16 protein-coding genes are annotated in these 15,067 nt (G+C 61.0%); 3 read left to right on the top strand and 13 right to left on the bottom strand.

Annotated elements, in window-relative coordinates; genetic code table 11:
- Positions 1 to 153: 153 nt before the first annotated feature.
- Positions 154 to 1,788 (bottom strand): peptide ABC transporter substrate-binding protein, encoded by a 1,635-nt coding sequence (locus ACMGF9_RS10805; RefSeq protein ID WP_033650282.1) that lies wholly within the window; start codon positions 1,786 to 1,788, stop codon positions 154 to 156.
- 160 nt (positions 1,789 to 1,948) lie between these two features.
- Positions 1,949 to 2,299 carry a hypothetical protein gene (locus ACMGF9_RS10800; protein WP_015378006.1) on the bottom strand — a complete coding sequence of 117 codons (351 nt, stop codon included), beginning with the start codon at positions 2,297 to 2,299 and terminating at the stop codon, positions 1,949 to 1,951.
- Between the two features lie 206 nt (positions 2,300 to 2,505).
- On the opposite strand from ACMGF9_RS10800, the gene mpaA reads away from it, so the two are divergent.
- Positions 2,506 to 3,213, top strand: a complete 708-nt coding sequence (gene mpaA / locus ACMGF9_RS10795) for a murein tripeptide amidase MpaA (protein WP_004930517.1) — start codon at positions 2,506 to 2,508, stop codon at positions 3,211 to 3,213.
- Between the two features lie 3 nt (positions 3,214 to 3,216).
- Here mpaA and ycjG read toward each other — a convergent pair whose 3' ends face one another.
- Positions 3,217 to 4,191: an L-Ala-D/L-Glu epimerase gene (gene ycjG, locus ACMGF9_RS10790; protein WP_015378007.1), complete on the bottom strand. Its 975-nt coding sequence runs from the start codon at positions 4,189 to 4,191 to the stop codon at positions 3,217 to 3,219.
- Between the two features lie 225 nt (positions 4,192 to 4,416).
- On the opposite strand from ycjG, the gene tpx reads away from it, so the two are divergent.
- Positions 4,417 to 4,920 (top strand): thiol peroxidase, encoded by a 504-nt coding sequence (tpx, locus tag ACMGF9_RS10785; protein WP_004930536.1) that lies wholly within the window; start codon positions 4,417 to 4,419, stop codon positions 4,918 to 4,920.
- A gap of 57 nt (positions 4,921 to 4,977) precedes the next feature.
- Here tpx and tyrR read toward each other — a convergent pair whose 3' ends face one another.
- From tyrR to pspA, 7 genes are all read right to left on the bottom strand, one after another.
- Positions 4,978 to 6,549, bottom strand: coding sequence for a transcriptional regulator TyrR (gene tyrR / locus ACMGF9_RS10780; RefSeq protein ID WP_015378008.1), 1,572 nt, complete (start codon positions 6,547 to 6,549; stop codon positions 4,978 to 4,980).
- Positions 6,550 to 6,862: 313 nt separating this feature from the next.
- Positions 6,863 to 7,924: a YcjF family protein gene (locus tag ACMGF9_RS10775; protein ID WP_015378009.1), complete on the bottom strand. Its 1,062-nt coding sequence runs from the start codon at positions 7,922 to 7,924 to the stop codon at positions 6,863 to 6,865.
- Positions 7,921 to 9,318, bottom strand: a complete 1,398-nt coding sequence (locus tag ACMGF9_RS10770) for a YcjX family protein (protein ID WP_118891991.1) — start codon at positions 9,316 to 9,318, stop codon at positions 7,921 to 7,923. Before ACMGF9_RS10770 ends, ACMGF9_RS10775 begins: the two co-directional genes overlap by 4 nt.
- Positions 9,299 to 9,565 carry a phage shock protein PspD gene (gene pspD, locus ACMGF9_RS10765; RefSeq protein WP_031299672.1) on the bottom strand — a complete coding sequence of 89 codons (267 nt, stop codon included), beginning with the start codon at positions 9,563 to 9,565 and terminating at the stop codon, positions 9,299 to 9,301. Before pspD ends, ACMGF9_RS10770 begins: the two co-directional genes overlap by 20 nt.
- Before the next feature lie 94 nt (positions 9,566 to 9,659).
- Positions 9,660 to 10,019 carry an envelope stress response membrane protein PspC gene (pspC, locus tag ACMGF9_RS10760; protein WP_015378011.1) on the bottom strand — a complete coding sequence of 120 codons (360 nt, stop codon included), beginning with the start codon at positions 10,017 to 10,019 and terminating at the stop codon, positions 9,660 to 9,662.
- The gene (gene pspB, locus ACMGF9_RS10755; protein ID WP_004930553.1) at positions 10,019 to 10,246 is read right to left on the bottom strand and encodes an envelope stress response membrane protein PspB; all 228 of its coding nucleotides are present in this window, start codon (positions 10,244 to 10,246) and stop codon (positions 10,019 to 10,021) included. Before pspB ends, pspC begins: the two co-directional genes overlap by 1 nt.
- 63 nt (positions 10,247 to 10,309) lie before the next feature.
- On the bottom strand, positions 10,310 to 10,975 hold the full coding sequence (gene pspA / locus ACMGF9_RS10750) for a phage shock protein PspA (RefSeq protein ID WP_004930555.1): 666 nt from the start codon (positions 10,973 to 10,975) through the stop codon (positions 10,310 to 10,312).
- A gap of 184 nt (positions 10,976 to 11,159) precedes the next feature.
- Between pspA and pspF the strand changes: the two genes are divergently transcribed.
- A complete protein-coding gene (pspF, locus tag ACMGF9_RS10745) occupies positions 11,160 to 12,167 on the top strand; it encodes a phage shock protein operon transcriptional activator (protein ID WP_118891990.1) in 1,008 nt (335 codons plus the stop codon).
- 193 nt (positions 12,168 to 12,360) lie between these two features.
- Here pspF and zigA read toward each other — a convergent pair whose 3' ends face one another.
- From zigA to folE2, 3 genes are read right to left on the bottom strand one after another with little or no spacing between them, the layout of a single operon-like run.
- Positions 12,361 to 13,548 (bottom strand): zinc metallochaperone GTPase ZigA, encoded by a 1,188-nt coding sequence (gene zigA / locus ACMGF9_RS10740; protein WP_021503798.1) that lies wholly within the window; start codon positions 13,546 to 13,548, stop codon positions 12,361 to 12,363.
- Positions 13,549 to 13,558: 10 nt separating this feature from the next.
- Positions 13,559 to 14,119 (bottom strand): carbonic anhydrase, encoded by a 561-nt coding sequence (locus tag ACMGF9_RS10735; RefSeq protein WP_015378014.1) that lies wholly within the window; start codon positions 14,117 to 14,119, stop codon positions 13,559 to 13,561.
- The gene (folE2, locus tag ACMGF9_RS10730; protein ID WP_099982200.1) at positions 14,109 to 15,035 is read right to left on the bottom strand and encodes a GTP cyclohydrolase FolE2; all 927 of its coding nucleotides are present in this window, start codon (positions 15,033 to 15,035) and stop codon (positions 14,109 to 14,111) included. Before folE2 ends, ACMGF9_RS10735 begins: the two co-directional genes overlap by 11 nt.
- Positions 15,036 to 15,067 lie beyond the last annotated feature (32 nt).

Genomic DNA, 15,067 nt, shown 5'->3' with positions numbered 1-15,067 from the left:
CCGCGCTCTGAAATAGACAATATTAATGTGATGATGGCAACCCTGTTTATTATTAAACGGGGTTTGTCGCGTGGAAAAATTAATTAGCCTCGTGGTTTCGCCGCCGAAAAAAATAACGCCCCCACATTGCGCGGGGGCGATAAATAAATCGACTCAGTGTTTGATGATATACATCGTTTGGCTATAGGCCACGTCTTCCGGATTGGTGATCGGGTAGCCTTTTACCCACGGTTTGATCAGGCGGCCATTGGTGTATTGATATATCGGCGCGATCGGCGCCTGATCGGCAATGATCTGTTCCATCTTGTTGTAATCGGCGGTCACCGCCGCCGGGTTGGTTTCCCGCCCCGCCTGCGCCAGCAGCTTGTCGTAGTCCGCATTCTTGAACTTGGCGATATTGCCGCTGTGGGTGGAGGTCAGCAGCGACAGGAAGGTCGACGCCTCGTTATAGTCACCCACCCAGGAGGCGCGGATCACATCGAAATTGCCGGTATTGCGGCTGTCGATGTAAGTTTTCCACTCCTGATTCTGCAGCTTGACGTCAATACCGAGCTTTTTCTTCCACATCGAGGCCACGGCGATGGCGATCTTCTGGTGGCTTTCAGAGGTGTTATACAGCAGCGTCAGCTTCAGCGGGTTGTTCGGGCCGTAACCGGCCGCCTGCAGCAACGCCTTGGCCTGCGCGTCCAGCTCCGCCTGCGGCTGCTGTTGCAGCAAGCTCGCTTCCGGTTTGAACCCGGCGGTGACGTCCGGCGTAAAGTGATAAGCCGGTTTTTCGCCGGTGCCCAGCACTTTTTCCGCGATAATCTTGCGATCGATGGCGTAGGACAAGGCCTGACGCACCCGCACGTCGTTGGTCGGCGCACGCTGGGTGTTGAACGCGTAATAATAGGTGCCGAGCTGATCCGGGGTGTACACCTGCCCCGGGATGTCTTTCAGCAGCTTCTGATACATATTTTTCGGGAAGGATTCGGTGATGTCGATGTCACCCGCCAGGTAACGCTTGGTGGCGTTGGATTCCTGGTTGATCGGCACGAAGGTCACTTTGGTCAGCACGGTGCGCGCATGATCCCAGTAATGGTCGTTAGGCGTCAGCACCAGCTTCTCGTTCACCACCCGCTCCTGCAGTTTGAACGCGCCGTTGCCCACCAGATTGCCGACCTTGGTCCAGTCGTTGCCGTATTTTTCCACCACCGCCTTGTTCACCGGGAACAGGCTGAAGTTGGCCGTCAGGCTGACGAAGTACGGCACCGGCTTATCCAACTGCACCTTGAGCGTGTAGTCATCCGGCGCCGATACGCCCAAGCGATCGGCAGGCAGTTTGCCGCTGATGATCTGCTCGGCGTTCTGGATCCCCGCCAGCTGCGCGAACCAGGCGAACGGCGACAGATTTTTCGGTTCTACCAGCCGCTGCCAGCTGTAGACGAAGTCTTTTGCCGTGACAGGGTCACCGTTTGACCAGCGCGCGTCTTTACGCAGATGGAAAATATAAGTCTGGTTGTCGCTGGTCTGCCAGCGGGTGGCGACGCCGGGGATCACTTTGCCGTTGGCGTCCTGATTGACCAGCCCTTCGAACAGATCGCGCGCCAGCTGCGCCTCCGGCAAGCCCACCGCTTTGATCGGATCGAGCGAGGCCGGTTCGTCTTTAATGTGGCGCACGATTTCCTGTTTGTCCGCCAGCGCGGTGCCCGGGGGAACCTGCGCCGCCATGGCGCTGCTCATACAGGCGCCGATCGCCGCCGCGCAGAGCGCCAAACGAAAACCCCGTTGCATTTTTTTTCCCGTCATTGTGATTTGTCCCCCGTTAACCATCTGAATTTTTTATCATATAGCACAAGATCCATCCGGCCTAGCGCTCACGGCCGAGAAGTTGCAAAAAGTGCGATTCAGGCGATAAAAAAACCCGTGCGGCGCAGGGCGGCACGGGCGGTGTTTGCAGCGGCGACCGTCAGTCGTACAAGTGGATGCTGTTGATGCGGTAGCTGAACTCTTCGCCCTCTTCTTCATCGAACACGGTGAAAAAGCCTTTCTCGGCCAGCGGACGTGCCGAGATATCGGTTTTTTGCAGCTGGCGCGCATCCGCGTCGTCGTAACCGTAGTCGAGGTAGAAGGCATCTTTCTGGTAATCGATATGCAGGGTGAACGGATAGTTCGATTCGTCCCCGCGCCCGTCGTCGTTTTTCACCACGCCGAACCATTCCCCCTGACGGATCTGGTTTTCAGCGTCTACGCCGCACAGCAGCGTGATGGTGTCATTTTCATTTTCGCTATAGCTGGCGATGATTCTGGCTACTGGCATGTTAAATCCTCTTGCGGGTGATTGGCTTAGCTCTGCCGTTAGTATAACAACAGCCTCAGGCCAGGTGCGGTTTAATTGGCGTTTTCGCCGTTACCGCATCACAGATCGCGCAAACGCCGCACAATTGCGATGGGAAAGATGTCTCAAAGCGTAATACACTGAATAAAATGACAATGACTCTCGGCCTTTAACTCAGGGACAACACCATGACCGAACATCGACCGCGCAGTGAACGTGGCCAGTTGGCCATCGCAGGAGAGAACTACGGCAGCTCGCTGCTGGGCGCACCGCTGCTCTATTTCCCGGCGGCGGTCAGCGGCCCGCAGACCGGGCTGATCATCGCCGGCACCCACGGCGATGAGAGCGCCGCCATCGTAACCCTGTCCTGCGCGCTGCGCAGCATCGCCCCCGAACAGTTGCGCCACCACGTGGTGCTGGCGGTCAACCCCGACGGCTGCCAGTTGGGGCTGCGCGCCAATGCCAACGGCGTCGATCTGAACCGCAACTTCCCGGCCGCCAACTGGCGCTCCGGCGACACCGTCTATCGCTGGAACAGCGCGGCGCCGGTGCGCGACGTCAGGCTCTCCACCGGCGGGCGCCCCGGCTCCGAACCGGAAACCCAGGCGCTGTGTCATCTGATCCATCGCCTGAAGCCGCATTGGGTGGTGTCGTTCCATGAGCCGCTGGCCTGCATTGAAGATCCCGCCAGCTCGCGGCTCGGCGTTTGGCTGTCGCACAAGTTCGAGCTGCCGCTGGTGACCAGCGTCGGTTATGAAACGCCCGGCTCGTTCGGCAGCTGGTGCGCGGATCTGTCGCTGCCCTGCATCACCGCCGAATTCCCGCCGATCTCCGCCGATGCCGCCAGCGAGCGTTACATCGACGCGATGACCGAGCTGTTGACCTACCCGGATTAATCCCTACGGGGCGAGCTCGACGATCGCCCCGCATTCGAACGCCAGGCCCGGTTCAGCGTCTCGCGCCAGCCAGGTCGGGCCGTCCAGATCGACGAAGCGCGCCGCCGGCGCCAGCGGCAAGGCGGCGGATATCGCCCGCGACGTACACAACATGCAGCCGAGCATGATGGCGAACCCTTGTTCGCGCGCGGCCTGCGCCAGCGCCAACGCCTCGGTCAAGCCGCCGGTTTTGTCCAGTTTGATGTTGACCATCTGGTAGCGTTGCGCCAGCCGCGGCAGATCGGCCCGGGTGTGGCAGCTCTCATCGGCGCAGATCGGCAGCGGATGGATAAAGTGCTCCAGTGCGGCGTCGTCACCGGCCGGCAGCGGCTGCTCCAGCATCGCCACGCCAAGATCGGCCAGCAGTTGGCAGCGCGCCGCCAGCCCTTCCGCCTGCCAGGATTCATTGGCGTCGACGATCAGCGTCGCCTGCGGCACCGCGGCGCGGATCGCCACCAGCCGCTCGCTGATATAGTGATCGTCGAGTTTGATCTTCAGCAGCGTGGCGCCCTGCCTCTCCAGCTCACGCGCGGCGAAGGCCATCGCTTCCGGCGTGCCGATGCTGACGGTCTGCGCCATGCGGATCTGCGCCGGCGCCGTCACGCCGCTGCGCTGCCACAGGCTCTGCCCGTGCAGACGACACTCCAGATCCCACAGCGCCGAGTCCAACGCGTTGCGGGCCGCGCCCGCCGGCATCTGCGTCAGCAGTTGCTCGCGGGTGATGCCCTGCGCGATCGCCGGCGCCATCTCAGCCAGCTGCGCCATCACCGATTCCTCGCTCTCGCCATAGCGCGGATACGGCGTGCATTCGCCGACGCCGCGCACGCCCTGCTGTTCGATTTCGACCACCACCACCCTGGCTTCGGTGCGGCTGCCGCGCGCGATCACGAAGGCGGTGTGCAGCGGCCAGGCTTCCGGGTAAAAACGCATGTCTCTCATAACGGCTCCTGAGCGAAAACTGCGCATCCAGGCAGGCTGATGCGCCGGTGATGTTTTATAGAACAGCCTAATATATACAACTATTTAGCAAACTTTGATATCCAATCCGCCCCGCTTGTCATAAACTGGCGCCAGGGTGTGAACCTGATGTTAACAGCCGGCGCCGGCGCGCCGTTCCATCAGGTTCATACCCTTTGTATAAACACCTGTAAAAGGAATCTAGCAATGACTCAGACAGTACATTTTCAAGGCAATCCGGTCAGCGTAGCGGGCAAACTGCCACAGCAGGGCGAACAGGCCAAGGCCTTCTCGCTGGTTGCCAAAGACCTGTCAGACGTAGCGCTGAGCAGCTTCGCGGGTAAACGCAAAGTCCTGAACATCTTCCCAAGCATCGATACCGGCGTCTGCGCGACGTCGGTGCGTAAATTCAACCAGTTGGCCAGCGGCCTGGATAACACCGTGGTGCTGTGCATCTCCGCCGATCTGCCGTTCGCGCAGTCGCGTTTCTGCGGCGCGGAAGGCCTGAGCAACGTGGTTACCCTGTCTACCCTGCGCGGCGCCGAGTTCAAGCAGGCGTACGGCGTTGAAATCGCCGAAGGTCCATTGGCAGGCCTGACCGCGCGTGCGGTCGTGGTGCTGGATGGCCAGGACAACGTGCTGTACAGCGAGCTGGTGAACGAAATCACCACCGAGCCGGATTACGACGCGGCGCTGGCAGCGCTGAAATAACAAAGCCGGCGTTCGCCGGCTTTGGAAACACGCTAAAGGCGCCGCAAGGCGCCTTTCTTATTCTTCTCCCTCGGCGCCGCCTTTACGGCTGCTCAGGCCATACTCGCGCAGCTTGTTGGCGATGGCGGTATGGGAAACGCCCAGGCGCTTCGCCAGCTTGCGGGTGCTGGGATAGGTGCGATACAGGCGCGTCAGCACCGAGCGCTCGAAACGCTTGCTGATGTCGTCCAGCGAGCCGTCCAGCACCTCGTCGCCCAACGACATCTCCACCTCGAACTCCGGCAACACGATATCCTGCGGCCGCAGTTCGTAGCCTTCGGTTTGCGTCAGCGCGCGGTAGATGGCGTTTTTCAGCTGGCGCACGTTGCCCGGCCAGCCGTATTTGCTGAGGAAGCCGCCCAGATCGTTCGCCAGCTTGGGCCGCGCCACGCCCTGCTCATCGGCGAAGCGCGCCACGAACAGCTCGGTCAGCGGCATGATGTCCTGCGGACGTTCGCGCAGCGGCGGGATGGTGATGGTCAGCACGTTGAGGCGATAATAGAGGTCTTCGCGGAATTCGCCGCGCTGCACCAGCTCGGTCAGGTTCTTCTGGGTGGCGCAGATCACGCGCACGTCGACGTGCACCTCATGCTCTTCGCCGACGCGGCGGAACGTGCCGTCGTTGAGGAAACGCAGCAGTTTGGTCTGCATGCGCGGCGACATTTCGCCGATCTCGTCCAGCAGCACCGAACCGCCGTTGGCCTGCTCGAAGAAGCCCTTTTTGCCTTCCAGCGCGTTGGGATAAGCGCCCGGCGCATGGCCGAACAGCTCGCTCTCCACCACGTCATCCGGCAGCGCGGCGCAGTTCAGCGCCAGGAACGGCTGCTTGCCGCGCGGGCTGCGCAGGTGGCAGGCGCGGGCCAGAATATCCTTGCCGGTGCCGGTATCGCCCACGATCAGCAGCGGCGCATCGAGCATCGCCAGCTTGCGCGCCTGCTCCAGCACGTGACGCATCTTGGCGCTCACCGCGACGATGTGGTCGAATTCGGTATCGTCGTTCACCGACAGATTTTGCAGTTGGCGGCCCATGCGCGCGGTGGACTTCAACATCACCACCGCGCCAACCGCGGCCGGCTGTTGCTGTTCGTCCTCCAGATAGATAGGCGTAATGTCCATCAGGAAGTCCTGGCTGCGGATCACCACCCGTTCTGAGTGCGGCGCCGTATGCTCGCTCTCCAGCCAGCGGCTGAAGTTATAGCCGCCGATCAGCGCCCCGGCGGTCTGGTTGCGGATCTTGTCTTCGCTCAGGCTGAACAGCGCCAGCGCCGCCGGGTTGGCCAGCTCGACCTTGCCCTTCATATCGATAGAGAACACCGGCTCCGGCATCGACTCCAGCAGCGCACGCAGCGCGCGATGCTCGCGTTCGGAAGGCATAAAGCTGACGGTGCGCACGTCGGTTACGCCGGCGATGCGGCGGATCTCCGCCATCAACGCGCGGAAAGTATCGAAATCCAACTGGGAGAAATTGAGGTAAATGCGGCCGATGGGATCGATCTCGATGCCACGTAAGTCAATGCTGCGCGATACCAAAAGATCGAGTAATTCTCGAGTGAGACCGAGGCGGTCTTCGCAAAATACTTCCAAACGCATCAGTGTTGGCCTTATCTCTGCAGGTGCGGGGATCGTTAGCGATGATGATACTCCCTCGCACCGGGCGGTAGAAGCGATCTGTCAGCAAAAGTTGACAGAACTCTGATTTATTGCCGTGGTTGCTGATTTTAAACGCAAGTGAATAACAGCATCGGCGTCATTTTAGCCTGCAAACAGAGAGTTATCACAATCATAATTAATTTTTCAGAGATTTATCACGCAATCACAGGGGGATCGACTGTCGTCAAGTCTCGATTACGTCCGGCGTCGGCACCGCTCAGAAAACGGCGCTCCTGAGAGCGCCGTCGTGGGGTTATTTGGCCTTGCCGTCGCCCTTTTTCAGCGTATCTTTCAACTGGCCGATCAGCTGGCTGCGGAAATCGCCAAGCTTCGGTTTTTCCCCTTCCAGCCACGGCAGCGGGCGGCACAGTTCCATCGCCTTGATGCCCAGCCGCGCGGTCAACAGCCCGGCGCCAATGCCCTGCGCCGCGCGCGCCGACAGCCGCGCCGCCAGATCCTGCGACATCCAGTCCATGCCCACTTCGCGCACCAGCTCGGAAGCGCCGGCGAAGGCGATATTGAGCAGCACCAGCCGGAACAGACGAATGCGGCTGAAGTAACCCAGTTCGATGCCGTACAGCGCGGCGATGCGGTTAATCAAACGGATGTTGCGCCAGGCGATAAACGCCATATCCACCAGCGCCAACGGGCTGACGGCAATCATCAGCGTCGATTCGGCGGCGGAGCGGCTGATTTCGCGCCGCGCCTGATTGTCGAGCACCGGCTGCACCAGTTTGGCGTACAGCTCCACCACTTCACGATCGTTTTGCGTTTCATGCAGCGAGGCCTGCCAGCGCTGCAGCGCCGGATGCCCCTGATCCAGCCCGGCCTGGCGCGCCAGCTTCTCGCAGAATTCGCGCCCTTGCCCCAGCCCGTGGCTGTGCAACAGCTCGCGCGCCACGTCGCGCTCTTCCGCGCGCTGGCGCAGCCGATACAAACGCCGCCACTCAGTGACCACCGAACCGACGCCGGCAAACACGATCAGGCCGCCGGCCACGCCGCCGCCCATGGCGATCCAGTCCTGCTGCACCCAGGCGGTATGCACCCACTGCACGCCCTGCGCCACCACGCTGACGCCGAACAGCGCCAGCCCGGCGGTCACCATTTTGCGCCACAGGCTGCGTTTAGGTTTCAGCGCGGCGTTAATGATGCCTTCGGCGCGCCCTTCCTCCTCTTCCTGCTGCAGCTCCGGCGCCGCCGGAAAGAAGCTCTCCGCCTGCTCGGCGTCGAAAGCGACGCCGGCGCGCAACGCCGGTTCCTGCGGCGGCTGCAACGGCTCGTCAAAATCGATACGCGGTTTGATCGGCTCGCTCATCGCAATTTGTCTCCCAGTAAAAATTCCATCACCGCATCCAGACGGATATGCGGCAACGGGCTGTCCACGCTCATGGCGCGCGGGCGAAATTCATCGAAGTGGAACCCCTGGCTCTGCCAGAACGCCGGCCCCGGCAGGCGGGCGGGCACTTCGCCAGGGAACACCGTCAGCGGCGCGCCGTCGCTGAGGCGGTTGCCCTTCAGCGCCGGGATACGCTGCCCCTGATGATCGACGATGCCGCTCTCGGTCGCCTGCACCGAGGCCAGGCCGACGCAATCCATGCTGATGCCTTCGAACGCCGCATTCTGCCACGCCTCTTGCACCAGCTGTTGCAGCAATGACACCAGATTGGCGTGCTGATCGGCGGTGATATGGTCCGCTTTGGTGGCGGCGAACATCAGTTTGTCGATGGTCGGCGAGAACAAGCGGCGAAACAGCGTGCGCTTGCCGTAATGGAAGCTCTGCATCAGCTGGGTCAGCGCCAGACGCATGTCGTTGAACGCCTGCGGGCCGCTGTTGAGCGGCTGCAGGCAGTCGACCAGCACGATTTGCCGATCGAAACGGACGAAATGCTCTTTGTAGAAGTTCTTGACGATCGACTGGCAGTAGTAATTGAAGCGAGCGCGCAACATGCCGATGTTGGTGTGTTTGTCGGCCTGCGCCAGCTTCGACTCGCCGATCGCGGCCACGTCAGGCCACGGGAAAAACTGCAGCGCCGGCGCGCCGGCCATGTCGCCCGGCAGCACGAAACGCCCCGGTTGAATGAAGTGCAGCCCTTCGCTCTTGCAACGCAACAGATAATCGGTGTAGGCCTGGGCGATCGCCGCCAGGCGGTTTTCGTCGGCCGGCGCCAGCGGATCGCAGTTTTTGCACAGCTCAAGCCAGGGCTTGGCCCATTCGGCGCGTTCGCCCTGCAGCAGCCCGGTCATCTGGCGCGACCAGGCCAGGTAATCCTGTTCGAGCATCGGCAGATCCAGCAACCATTCGCCGGGATAGTCGACGATCTCCAGGTACAGCGTGGAGGTGTCTTTAAAGTGGCGCAGCAGCGAGTCGTTGGAGCGGTAGCGCAACGCCAGACGAATTTCGCTGACGCCGCGCGTCGGCGTCGGCCAGGCCGGCGGCGTGCCGTACAGCTGCGCCAGCCCTTCGTCATAGGTGAAACGCTGGATGCCGAGATCGCGCTGCGGGATGCGTTTAACGCCCAACAGGCGTTCTTCGCGCACCGGTGAAAACAACGGCATGCGCGCGCCGCTGTGCACATGCAGCAGTTGGTTAACGAAAGCGGTGATAAAGGCGGTTTTGCCGCTGCGGCTCAGGCCGGTCACCGCCAGGCGCAGATGGCGATCCATTCCGCGGTTGACCAGCGAGGTTAACTCATTTTGCAGTCGTTTCATTGCTCTCCTTGACGTAACGCCCGAATGCCTTGTTCAGGCCTTTACGGAACAGCGGTTCCAGCACCAGCGCCAGCACGAAGCGCACCGGTTTGCGGCCGACGGTTTTCAACAGCCAGCCGGCAGCGCCCGCCGGGCCATAGTTCAATAACGCTATGATGATGACTTTAGCCAATGTCTTCAACATTGCCGCCGCTCCTCGTTTAAATCCACCCGTTCTGGCGGTGTTCGCGACATCGATTTTATTCATGACAATGCCCTCCGGCACAAGACGATTAAGGTTATTCACGGGATAACGGCGGCGAAGATGCCCGGCCTGCGCAGGCCGGGTCTCGCAAGAAGGGTTACAGCTTGCGGAAACGGCTCTGTACGCCGAAGGTGTCGGACGTCACGTAACGCTCGACCTGACGCAGCTGCTGCTCGCCGCTGCCCAGCTCATACTCCAGCTGATCGAGCAGCTGGCGCGGCGTCTTCTGATGCTCGCCTTCGAAGCGGCTGGCCGGCGCCTCGTCCAACACGAACACCAGCGCGATATAGGCCACCAGCGTGAAGAAGAACAGCCCAAAGAACAGCGACAGCACCACCATCACGCGGATCAGGCGCACCGGCACGTCGAAATAGTGGGCCAAACCGGCGCAGACGCCTTTCACCATGCCTTCTTCGGGTACGCGATAAAGCTTTTTACTGCCCAGCGTATTACTCATCAGGACTGTCTCCAGTTCGGGTGTTCCGCATCAAGGATCTCTTCCAGCGCCTGAATGCGTTCACGCATGCGTTTGGCGTCTTCCGCCAGCTGCGCCAGGCGCTGCATTTCTTGCTGACTCAGTTGGATGCCAGTCTGTTGCCGATTGCTGTAATGCAGCCAAAGCCAAATCGGCGCGACAAACAGCACGAAAATTGTCAGCGGAATGGCAAGTAATAAAGCACTCATTGTTATTCCTTCTTATCGGGTCCTGGATTGGCGGCCACCTCCGGTGTGTGGCCGCGGTTCGCCTTACTCTGAGCGGTTCATCTTGGCTTTCAGCGCCGCCAGCTGCTCACTGATGGCGTCGTCGGCTTTCAGCTCGGCAAACTCCTGGTCCAGCGACTTCTTTTTACCGATGCTGATGCTTTCCGCTTCGGCTTCCATGTGGTCGATGCGGCGTTCGAACTGTTCGAAACGCGCCATCGCCTCGTCCAGCTTACCGCTGTCGAGCTGGCGACGTACTTCACGGGAAGAAGACGCGGCCTGATGACGCAGCGCCAGCGCCTGCTGCCGCGCGCGGGTTTCGGTGAGCTTGTTTTCCAGCTCGCCGATTTCGCTCTTCATGCGCGCCAGCGTTTCTTCTACGGTCGCCACTTCCTGCGTCAGCGTGGCGATCAGGTCGGCAACCTTTTGTTTTTCGATCAGCGCCGCGCGGGCCAAGTCTTCTTTATCTTTGCGCAGCGCCAGTTCGGCTTTTTCCTGCCAGTCGCTGACCTGGCTTTCGCCCTGCTCGATGCGACGCAGCAACTGCTTTTTCTCCGCCAGCGCGCGCGCCGACGTAGAACGGACTTCAACCAGCGTGTCTTCCATCTCTTGGATCATCAACCGCACCAGCTTCTGCGGATCTTCCGCCTTGTCCAGCAGGGTGTTGATGTTGGCGTTCACGATGTCGGCAAAACGAGAAAAAATACCCATAATTCACTTCCTCTTGGTTCTGATGGCGTCTGAAGCGCCGCGTTAAGTCGTACAGCTTGCCCAAAGAGATAATCAAAACCCGTGCCAACTTTTATACCATTGAAAAACAACAACTCTTTATTTTTGACTCTCTGCGCGCTTGCTGTAGAGTGATTATTTTCACCAAACATTGGCGAATTTCATCATGAACGAACAGCCAGAAAATTTATTGGGCGAAGCAAACGCCTTTGTCGAAGTATTGGAGCAAGTCTCCCAGGTGGCAAAGCTGAACAAACCGGTGCTGGTGATCGGCGAACGCGGCACCGGCAAAGAGCTGATCGCCCACCGTCTGCACTACCTCTCCAACCGTTGGCAAGGGCCGTTCATCTCGCTCAACTGTGCGGCGCTGAATGAAAACCTGCTGGACTCCGAGCTGTTCGGCCACGAGGCCGGCGCCTTTACCGGCGCGCAGAAACGTCATCTGGGCCGCTTCGAGCGCGCCGACGGCGGCACGCTGTTCCTCGATGAGCTGGCGACCGCGCCGATGCTGGTGCAGGAGAAATTGCTGCGGGTGATCGAATACGGCCAGTTGGAACGCGTGGGCGGCAGCCAGCCGCTGCGGGTGGATGTGCGCCTGGTGTGCGCCACCAACGACGATCTGCCGACGCTGGCGGCGACGGGCAAGTTCCGTGCCGACCTGCTGGATCGGCTGGCGTTCGACGTGGTGCAGTTGCCGCCGCTGCGGCAACGCCGGCCCGATATCATGCTGCTGGCCGAGCACTTCGCCATTCAAATGTGCCGCGAGCTGGGGCTGCCGCTGTTTCCCGGCTTTACCGAACGCGCCAGGCAGACGTTGCTCAACTACGGCTGGCCAGGCAACGTGCGCGAACTGAAAAACGTGGTGGAACGTTCGGTCTATCGTCACGGCGACAGCGACAACCCGCTGGATGAGATCGTCATCAACCCGTTTGCACCACGCGAGGCCACGCCGCTTGCGCCCGCCCCTGAAGGCGCCGGCGTGTTGCCGTCGCTGCCGCTCGAGCTGAAAAACTGGCAGTTGGAGCAAGAGAAGGCGCTGATCGAGGCGGCGCTGCAGCAAGGGCGATTCAACCAGCGCAAGGCGGCGCAGTTGCTGGGGCTCACCTACCATCAGCTACGCGGTATGCTGAAAAAGCATGCGCTGCTGCAAAACGGCGAAACGGACGAGGAATAGCGGGCAAAAAAAAAGCCAGCACCCGAGCTGGCTTAAAAAACACTGGAAGCAATGTGAGCAATGTCGTGCCTTCCACATCAGAGCCGCAAACTGTGGCCTTCCGTGAACTGCCAGGCGATGATAATAGTTATCAGTATCGTCTGTAAAGCACTTTGTTGAGAATTTTTCTCATTACCACACGAAGATTGCGCAATTACCACTCAGGGAACGGGTCCGCCATGTCCAGCCAATAGTCCACGCCGGCGGCCATTTCGTCGTCGTTCAGCAGGCAGTCGTCCAGCAGACGCACGATCGCCGCCTGTTGCAAGTGCTGGCCGATAAATACCAGCTCCTGGCGCATGTCGCCGAACGGCTCCACCCATTTCTCCTGAATATGCGCCCGCGTTTGCGGATCCTGCGGCCAATTATCTTGCGGGATCGCGCGCCAAAAGGTGCCCGCCAGGCCGTAATGGGCGATGCCGCCAGCCTGGCTCCACTGCCCGGCCTGCCGCGGCCGCGTCGCCAGCCAGAAGAAGCCTTTCGAGCGCAGCAGCTTGCCGCCGCCCCAATCGCCGTTGATCACGCGGTAGAACTTGTCCGGCGCAAACGGCCGCCGCGCCTGATAGACAAAGCTGCTGATGCCGTAGCTTTCCGTTTCCGGCACGTGTTCGCCGCGCAGCTCTTTCAGCCAGCCGGGCGCCTGCTGCGCCTTTTCAAAGCTGAAGCTGCCGGTATTCAGCACCGCCTCCAGCGGCAGTTTGCCCGGCGCGATCGGCACAATGCGGGCGTCGGGATTCAGGCTGGCCAGCAGCGCCATCACTTCGCCCTGCTGCGTTGGCGTCAACAGATCGGTCTTGCTGACCAGGATCACGTCGCAAAATTCAATTTGCTCAATCAACAGGTCCGCCACGCTGCGCAGATCGTCCTCACCCAGACTTTGGCCGGCCTCCTGCAGGCTTTGCGCCTGCTGGTATTGCTGAATGAAATTCACCCCGTCGACCACCGTCACCAGCGTATCCAGCCGGGCGAATTGGGACAGGCTTTCGCCCGTTTCATCCTCAAAGGTAAAGGTTTCCGCCACCGGCAGCGGCTCCGAGATGCCACTCGATTCGATCAACAGGTAATCGAAACGCCCGTCCTGCGCCAGTTCGCGCACCGATACCAGCAGGTCTTCGCGCAGCGTGCAGCAGATGCACCCGTTGCTCATCTCCACCAGCTTCTCTTCCTGGCGATCGAGATGCACTTCATTCTCCACCAGCGCGGCGTCAATGTTCACTTCGCTCATGTCGTTGACAATCACCGCCACGCGCATGCCCTGCCGGTTGTTCAGGATATGGTTCAGCACCGTGGTCTTGCCGGCGCCGAGAAAGCCGGAAAGCACGGTCACGGGAAGTTGTTTCATGGGGACCTCATTAAAATTCATTGCGTAATGCCTGGTAACCGCGCACCAGTTCGACGTTGGTGGCGGCCACTTCTTCCGAAAACTGCAGCGCGCCGCGATCGACCTGGCGATAGCGCGACAGATCGCTGTCGGCGCCCACGCGTTCGGTCGAGGGGATATAGCGGTTTTCCGGCAGCGTCACGCCGTCCACCACCGCGTTGTAGCGCACCACGCAGCCGGACTGAACGTGGCAGTTGAACAGCACGCTGTTGAACCCGATAAACACCCGATCGCCGATGCGACACGGGCCATGGACGATGGCGCGGTGGGCGATCGAGCTGTAACGGCCGATGGTGACCGCCGCCCCGCTCTTGGAGTGGATCACCACGCCGTCCTGAATATTGGAGTGCGAGCCGATGACGATCGGCTCCATGTCGCCGGCGGCGTTCAACTCGTCGGCGCGGATCACCGCATACGGGCCGACGTAAACGAAATCTTCAACGATCACCCGGCCGCAAATAATGGCGGTGGGATCGATGTAGGCCAGCGGCGAGACCTGCGGCAGATGGCCGCTGGGATTTTTACGCAGCATGGTGTTCTCCCCGCCAGCTCAGCTCCGCCGCCGCATTGTGGGCATGCAGGCTCTCCTGATGCTCGACGCGCAGCGAGAAAGCGCGGTAGTCGCACTGGCTGCGCAGCATGCGGTACAGGCGCCGCGCCGCATCCTCGCAAAACATCAGGTTCTGACCGTTGGCCAGCGCGAAGGCCTGCTCGTCGCGGCGTTTCACCAGCGTTTGCACCGGCGTGCCCAGCGCATGTTCGATGCGGTCAATCAGTTTTACCGGTTCGAACGCCCGTTCATTCTCGGGCGTTACGGTGATCCAGGCCCAGCTGCGCTGGCTGTGGGGCGTGGCCGGCATTCCCTGCTCCAACAGCCACTCGCTCACCTGCCGCTGGCTGACCCGCTCCGCCTCCTGTTCAAAATCAAACTGGAACTGTTGCTGCGCCAGCTGGCGGCTGAGCGCCGCCGAACTCGGGCAGGTGGAGGAATAAGGCACGCCGACGGTCAGCACCAGCGTCAGCGTGTCCGTCAGGGTGGCCTCGATGCGCAGCGGATAGGCTTTCCAGCCGCGCTGCGGCGACAGCAGCGCCGGGCGTGACAGCAACAGCTCGCCACTGATCGACAAGCTGGCGCGATCGCTGTGTTCCGGCTGCGAAGCCAAAAAGGCCTGCAGCGTTCGGCCGATGCGCTGCGGCGTCAGCTCGCCCTGCGTCAACTCGTCCAGCGCCAGATACAGCCGCGACATGTGAATGCCGCGCTCGCCCGCCGCTTCGGCGCGCAGGTTGATACCGGCGTCGACCTTCGCCATCAATGGCTTGCCGGCCAGCTCCAGCGGCAGCGCGATCCCTTGCATCCCGACCCAATCGAGCCCGACATCACTCATTTCGCCGCGCCATGCCTGAGCGTCCGGCAGCGAACGGCGTGGTGGAAGTGCAACTTCGTTCATACATCCCCTTGCGTTATGGTGACTTTGCCGGG

This window comes from Serratia sp. BNK-23 (assembly GCF_047456145.1).
GTDB classification, from domain to species: Bacteria; Pseudomonadota; Gammaproteobacteria; order Enterobacterales; family Enterobacteriaceae; genus Serratia; species Serratia nematodiphila.
Note: the sequence above shows the minus strand (reverse complement) of the source record. Positions and strands in the feature narration are given on the sequence as shown.

What these genes read in the sequence shown, in the direction of transcription:
- ACMGF9_RS10805 (WP_033650282.1), bottom strand. Translation starts at nt 1,788, where the DNA reads ATGACGGGAAAAAAAATGCAACGGGGTTTTCGTTTGGCGCTCTGCGCG.
- ACMGF9_RS10800 (WP_015378006.1), bottom strand. Translation starts at nt 2,299, where the DNA reads ATGCCAGTAGCCAGAATCATCGCCAGCTATAGCGAAAATGAAAATGAC.
- mpaA (WP_004930517.1), top strand. Translation starts at nt 2,506, where the DNA reads ATGACCGAACATCGACCGCGCAGTGAACGTGGCCAGTTGGCCATCGCA.
- ycjG (WP_015378007.1), bottom strand. Translation starts at nt 4,191, where the DNA reads ATGAGAGACATGCGTTTTTACCCGGAAGCCTGGCCGCTGCACACCGCC.
- tpx (WP_004930536.1), top strand. Translation starts at nt 4,417, where the DNA reads ATGACTCAGACAGTACATTTTCAAGGCAATCCGGTCAGCGTAGCGGGC.
- tyrR (WP_015378008.1), bottom strand. Translation starts at nt 6,549, where the DNA reads ATGCGTTTGGAAGTATTTTGCGAAGACCGCCTCGGTCTCACTCGAGAA.
- ACMGF9_RS10775 (WP_015378009.1), bottom strand. Translation starts at nt 7,924, where the DNA reads ATGAGCGAGCCGATCAAACCGCGTATCGATTTTGACGAGCCGTTGCAG.
- ACMGF9_RS10770 (WP_118891991.1), bottom strand. Translation starts at nt 9,318, where the DNA reads ATGAAACGACTGCAAAATGAGTTAACCTCGCTGGTCAACCGCGGAATG.
- pspD (WP_031299672.1), bottom strand. Translation starts at nt 9,565, where the DNA reads ATGAATAAAATCGATGTCGCGAACACCGCCAGAACGGGTGGATTTAAA.
- pspC (WP_015378011.1), bottom strand. Translation starts at nt 10,019, where the DNA reads ATGAGTAATACGCTGGGCAGTAAAAAGCTTTATCGCGTACCCGAAGAA.
- pspB (WP_004930553.1), bottom strand. Translation starts at nt 10,246, where the DNA reads ATGAGTGCTTTATTACTTGCCATTCCGCTGACAATTTTCGTGCTGTTT.
- pspA (WP_004930555.1), bottom strand. Translation starts at nt 10,975, where the DNA reads ATGGGTATTTTTTCTCGTTTTGCCGACATCGTGAACGCCAACATCAAC.
- pspF (WP_118891990.1), top strand. Translation starts at nt 11,160, where the DNA reads ATGAACGAACAGCCAGAAAATTTATTGGGCGAAGCAAACGCCTTTGTC.
- zigA (WP_021503798.1), bottom strand. Translation starts at nt 13,548, where the DNA reads ATGAAACAACTTCCCGTGACCGTGCTTTCCGGCTTTCTCGGCGCCGGC.
- ACMGF9_RS10735 (WP_015378014.1), bottom strand. Translation starts at nt 14,119, where the DNA reads ATGCTGCGTAAAAATCCCAGCGGCCATCTGCCGCAGGTCTCGCCGCTG.
- folE2 (WP_099982200.1), bottom strand. Translation starts at nt 15,035, where the DNA reads ATGAACGAAGTTGCACTTCCACCACGCCGTTCGCTGCCGGACGCTCAG.